Source organism: Streptomyces sp. NPDC026500 (genome assembly GCF_055567635.1).
The window spans coordinates 1-6180 of the sequence record NZ_JBVHQB010000066.1 but is presented as its reverse complement, the minus strand read 5'-3'; the positions used below and the strand labels follow the sequence as shown (position 1 = coordinate 6180).

Genomic DNA, 6180 nt, shown 5'->3' with positions numbered 1-6180 from the left:
GTGGACTGGGAGGCGGGCGCGGTGCGCCTGTTGACCGAGTCCGTCGCCTGGCCCGAGACCGGCCGGCCCCGCCGCGCGGCCGTCTCCTCCTTCGGGTTCAGCGGTACGAACGCGCACGCCATCATCGAGCAGGCCCCCGTGCCGACCACGCCGGAGGCGCCCCGGGCGCCCGGGCGCGAGCCGGGCAGTCTGCCCTGGCTGCTCTCGGCGAAGACACAGGACGCGCTGCGCGCCCAGGCCGAACGCCTCCGCGCCCATGTGATCGCGCACCCCGAACTGTCCCTCACCGACATCGGGTTCGCCCTGACGACGAGCCGCACGCTGCTCGACCGCCGGGCCGCCGTGGTCGCCGGGGATCGCGACGGGTTCCTCTCCGGACTCGCCGCGCTCGCCGAGGGCGGGACCGCCGCCAACCTGACGATCGGCTCGCCGGACGTCGGCAAGCTCGCCTTGCTCTTCACCGGGCAAGGGAGCCAGCGGCTGGGTATGGGGCGTGAGTTGTATGCGTCCCAGCCGGTGTTCGCGGCGGCGCTGGACGCGGTGGCGAGCCGGATGGACCTCGAACTCCCGCTGAAGGATGTGCTGTTCGGGGACGATGCGGAGCTGTTGAATCGTACGGAGTTCGCGCAGCCTGCGTTGTTCGCCGTCGAGGTGGCGTTGTTCCGCCTCGTTGAATCGTGGGGCCTCGCACCGGACTTCGTGTCCGGTCACTCGATCGGTGAGATCGCGGCTGCGCACGTGGCCGGGGTGCTGAGCCTCGACGATGCCTGCACGCTGGTGTCGGCCCGAGGCCGGTTGATGCAGGCCCTGCCTGAGGGCGGGGTGATGGTCGCGTTGGAGGCGACCGAGGCGGAGGTCGCGCCGCTCCTGAGCGAGCGCGTGAGCATCGCGGCGATCAACGGGCCCCGGTCCGTGGTGATCGCGGGTGACCTGGACGAGGCGGAGAGGGTTGTCCGCTCGTTCAAGGACCGCAAGTCCAAGCACCTCACGGTCAGTCACGCGTTCCACTCGCCGCACATGGACGGGATGCTCGCCGACTTCCGCAAGGTCGCCGAGGGCCTGACCTACGAGAGCCCGCGGATCGCGGTCGTGTCGAACCTGACCGGCACGGTGGTCACGGACGACATGACCGACCCCGATTTCTGGGTCCGCCACGTCCGTGAGGCCGTCCGCTTCAGCGACGGTATCCGCACCCTCGAAGCCGCGGGTGTGACGACGTACCTCGAACTCGGCCCCGACGGTGTCCTCTCCGCCATGGCCCAGGACTGCCTCGACCACCCCGACACCACGGTCCTCACTCCCACCCTCCGCGCCGGACGCGCCGAGGCGGAGACGATCGCCTCCGCCCTGGCCGGGGCGCACGTCCGGGGCGCGACTGTGGACTGGCCCGCCTACTTCGCCGGTACCGGCGCCGAGCGCGTGGACCTGCCCACGTACGCCTTCCAGCGCAAGCGCTACTGGCTGGAGGCGCACCCGAACGCCCTCGCGGGCGACGTGGTCGCGGCGGGGCTCGGTTCCGCCGGGCACCCGCTGCTGGGCGCGGCGGTGGAGCTGCCGGACTCGGACGGGTTCCTGCTGACCGGGCTGCTCTCGCTACGGACCCACCCCTGGCTGGCCGACCACCGGGTGGCCGGCGCGGTCGTGGTGCCGGGCGCGGTGCTGGTGGAGCTCGCGGTGCGCGCCGGGGACCACGCGGGCCTGGACCTGCTGGAGGGCCTGACGCTGGAGGCGCCGCTGGTGCTGGCGGAGACCGGCGGGGTGCAGCTGCGCCTGGCCGTGTCGGGCGCCGACGACGCGGGCCGACGGGAGTTCCACGTCTACTCGCGGCCTGAGGACGCCGCCTTCGAGGAGGCGTGGACCCGGCACGCGGGCGGTGTGCTGGCGGTCGCCGACGCGGCGGCCGATCCCGCCCCGCACGCCGAGTGGCCGCCGGCCGGCGCCGAGGAGTGCGAAGTGACGGACCTCTACCCGTCGTTCGAGGCCATCGGGCTCGGCTACGGCCCGGCCTTCCGCAACTTGCGGGCGGCGTGGCGACGCGGCGACGAAGTGTTCGCCGAGGTCTCGCTCGCCGAGGAGCGCCGGGCCGAGGCGGCCGCGTACGGGCTGCACCCGGCGCTGCTGGACGCGGCGCTGCACGCGGTGGGCCTGGGCGACTTCTTCCCCGACGGGCCCGAGGGCGCGCGGCTGCCGTTCGCGTGGGACGGTGTGCGGCTGCACGCGGTCGGCGCGGCGGCGCTGCGGGTGACCATGGCCCCTGCGGCGCGCGACGCGGTCACGCTGGACGTCACCGACGAGGCCGGGCGGCCGTTGCTCACGGTGTCATCGCTCGTGCTGCGCCCGTTGGCCGCCGACGCCTTCGTCGGCAGCGGCACGGGGCCGGTGCGCGACGCGCTGTTCCAGGTGGACTGGACCGCGCTGACGCTGCCCGGGGCAGAGACACCGGCCGAGGGGGCGTGGGCGGTGCTGGGCACCGACCCGCTCGGGCTGGTGGCCGCGCTGCCCGGCGCGGCCGGCACCGAGCCGTACGCCGACCTGGCGGAGCTGGCCGAGGACGCCGAGGTGGTGGGCGCCCCGGCGACGGTGTTCGTGTCGCTCGACCCGGTCCCCGGCTCCCGTACCGGCGCGGGGCTCGCGCGGGCCGCGCACGATGCCGCGGGCGACGCCCTGGCGCTGGTGCGCCGGTGGGTGGCGGACGAGCGGTTCGCCGAGGCACGGCTGGTGTTCGTCACGCGCGGGGCCGTCGCGCCGGGCGCCGACGAGGGTGTGACGGACCTGGCGCACGCGCCGGTGTGGGGCCTGGTGCGCTCCGCGCAGGCGGAGCACCCGGGCCGGCTGGTCCTGGTGGACGTGGACGGCACGGACGCCTCCTGGCGCGCGCTGCCCGACGTGCTGGCCTCCGACGAGCCGCAGTTCGCGCTGCGTGACGGGGTCGTGCTGGCCCCGCGTCTGGCCCGTACGACCGTCCCCGCGGGCGACGGCACCCGAACCGAGCCGGGTGACGGCATCGGTATGGACCCGCAGGGCACGGTCCTCGTCACGGGCGCCGGCGGCACCCTCGGCGGTCTGCTCGCCCGGCACCTGGTCACCGAACACGGCGTACATCACCTGCTGCTGGTCGGCCGGCGCGGCGAGCAGGCCGAAGGGGCAACCGAACTGGCGGCCCAGCTCGGCGAGTTGGGTGCCTCGGCTACCTGGGCGGCCTGCGACGTGGCCGATCGGGACGCGGTGGCCGCGCTGATCGGGAGCATCCCCGCCGAGCACCCGCTGACCGGCGTGATGCACACCGCCGGTGTGCTGGACGACGGGACCGTCGAGGCGCTCACCGCCGAGCGGCTGGACCGGGTGCTGCGGCCCAAGGTGGACGCGGCCTGGAACCTGCACGAGCTGACCCGCGAGCTGGACCTGTCGGCGTTCGTGCTGTTCTCCTCGGCGGCCGGTGTGTTCGGCAACGCCGGACAGGCCAACTACGCGGCCGGCAACACCTTCCTCGACGCCCTCGCCCAGCAACGGCGCGCGGCGGGGATGCCCGCCGTCTCGCTGGCCTGGGGCCTGTGGGACGACGAGGCGGGCATGGCCGCCACGCTCGACGAGCGCGACCGCGAACGGCTGAGCCGGGGCAGCATGAACGCCCTGTCGGCCGCCGACGGGCTGGCGCTCTTCGACGCGGCGCTGGTGCATGCGGCCGGGCCCGCCGTGCTGGTGCCCGCCCGGCTGGACCTGCCGGCCCTCCAGGCCCAGGTCGGTGACACCGTGCCGCCGCTGCTGCGCGGCCTGCTCCGCACCCCGGTGCGGCGCCGGGCCGGCGGGGGGACGGCGGACGGCCCCGAGTCGCTGGCGCAGCGCCTGGCGCTGCTCCCGGCCGCCGAGCGGGACCGGCTCCTGCTGGACCTGGTGCGCACCCAGGTGGCCCAGGTGCTGGGCCACGCCGGGGCAGCGGCCGTAGAACCGCACAGCGCCTTCAAGGAGTTGGGCTTCGACTCGTTGACGGCGGTCGAGCTGCGCAACCGGCTCGGCGTGGCCAGCGGGCTGCGTCTGCCGGCCACGCTGATCTTCGACCACCCGACGCCGCAGGCACTGAGCGACTACCTGCGCTCGGCGCTTCCCCTCGATGCCGACGGCCCGACCGTCTTCGGCGAACTCGACCGGCTGGAGGCCGCGTTGGCGGCCGCGGCCGCGGACAACGGCACACGTTCGCGGATCACCATGCGCCTCCAGGCCCTGATGACCAGGTGGGCCGAGGCCCAGGACCCGACGGGCGACACCGGGGGAGGCGTCGACGGCGACGACCTCGACTCGGTGACCGACGACGAGCTCTTCGACCTGCTGGACGACGAGCTCGGCGCTTCCTGACGCCCCACCACGCCGGGCGGCGGCCGTGACGCACTCCGAGGCGGCCCCTCCCGGTCCGGACGAGCACGTACGTCCGGACCGGGAGGGACCCCTCCGGGGCGCGGCACCCCCGCCGCCCGGCACGCCCTCGACCGACCCGACAGCCGTAGGGAATCCGGCCGAACCCGCTCAGGAGGCGGGCCCGACCGGCCCGCACACCCCGTGGGGACCACCGGTTCCCACGACACGCACACCTTTCGGGACGACCGGCCGCCCGGAAACGACCCGACACTCCCGGGACCCGGGTCCGGCCCCGCCTCGCGCGGAATCCGGCCGGCCCCAACCGACCAACCCCGGGACCCGGCCCGCCCCGCCGTGCGGAGCACCCGGCCGGTCCGACCCGTACAACCGCCTCTCTGGCATGGAGCCCACGCACATGGTGAACGAGGACAAGCTTCGCGACTACCTCAAGCGGGCGACCGCCGATCTGCGCCAGGCCCGCAGGCGGCTCCGCGAGGTCGAGGAGAAGAACCAGGAGCCCATCGCGATCATCGCGATGAGCTGCCGCTACCCCGGCGGGGTCCGTACCCCCGAGGACCTGTGGCGGCTCGTCGAGAACGGTGACGACGCCGTCTCCGCCTTCCCCGTCGACCGGGGCTGGGACGTGGAGTCGCTCTACGACGCCGACCCGGACAGCGCCGGGGCCAGCTACGTCAGCGAGGGCGGCTTCCTCTACGACGCCGCCCGCTTCGACCCCGCCCCCTTCGGCATCTCGCCGCGCGAGGCGCTGGCGATGGACCCGCAGCAGCGGCTGCTGCTGGAGAGCTCCTGGGAGGCGTTCGAGCGGGCCGGTATCGACCCGTCCTCGGTGCGCGGCAGCCGCACCGCCGTGTTCGCGGGCGTGATGTACCACGACTACACCGCCCGCCTGGACACGGTGCCCGAGGGCGTCGAGGGCTTCCTCGGCACCGGGAGCTCCGGCAGCATCGCCTCCGGCCGCGTCGCGTACACCTTCGGCCTGGAGGGCCCGGCCGTCACCATCGACACGGCCTGCTCCTCGTCCCTCGTCGCGCTGCACCTCGCCGTGCAGGCGCTGCGCAACGGCGAGTGCACCCTCGCCCTCGCAGGTGGCGTCACCGTCATGGCGACCCCCGCCACCTTCACCGAGTTCAGCCGCCAGCGAGGCCTCGCCCCCGACGGGCGCTGCAAGCCCTTCGCCGCCGAGGCCGACGGCACCGGCTGGGGCGAGGGCGTCGGCATGCTGCTCGTGGAGCGGCTGGTCGACGCGCAGCGCAACGGCCACCCCGTGCTGGCCGTCGTCCGTGGCTCGGCCGTCAACCAGGACGGTGCCTCGAACGGTCTCACCGCGCCCAATGGGCCTTCGCAGCAGCGTGTGATTCATCAGGCGCTCACCAATGCCCGGCTTTCCGCCGCCGATGTGGACGTGGTGGAGGCGCACGGCACCGGCACCACCCTCGGCGACCCCATCGAGGCGCAGGCGCTGCTCGCCACCTACGGCCAGGACCGGCCCGCCGAGCAGCCCCTGCTGCTGGGCTCCATCAAGTCGAACATCGGCCACACCCAGGCCGCCGCCGGTGTCGCCGGCGTGATCAAGATGGTCGAGGCCATGCGCCACGGTGTGGTGCCGAAGACCTTGCACGTGGGCGAGCCGACTCCGCACGTGGACTGGTCGGCGGGCGCGGTCTCACTCGTACGAGAGGCCTCGGCGTGGCCCGAGGTGGACCGCGCGCGTCGCGCGGGTGTGTCGTCGTTCGGTTTCAGTGGTACGAACGCTCACGTCATCGTGGAGCAGGCGCCGGGGGTCGAGGAGGGCGGCGCGGCTGCTGAGGG

The 6180-nt window shown here is 74.5% G+C and carries 2 protein-coding genes; both read left to right on the top strand.

What is annotated here, in order from left to right; translation table 11 throughout:
* Positions 1 to 4350 (top strand): type I polyketide synthase (locus ACZ4N5_RS42990; protein ID WP_467762406.1); only part of this gene is annotated, 4350 nt, incomplete at its 5' end.
* Between the two features lie 415 nt (positions 4351 to 4765).
* Positions 4766 to 6180: type I polyketide synthase (locus ACZ4N5_RS42985; protein ID WP_467762405.1), on the top strand; the 1415-nt coding region annotated here is incomplete at its 3' end.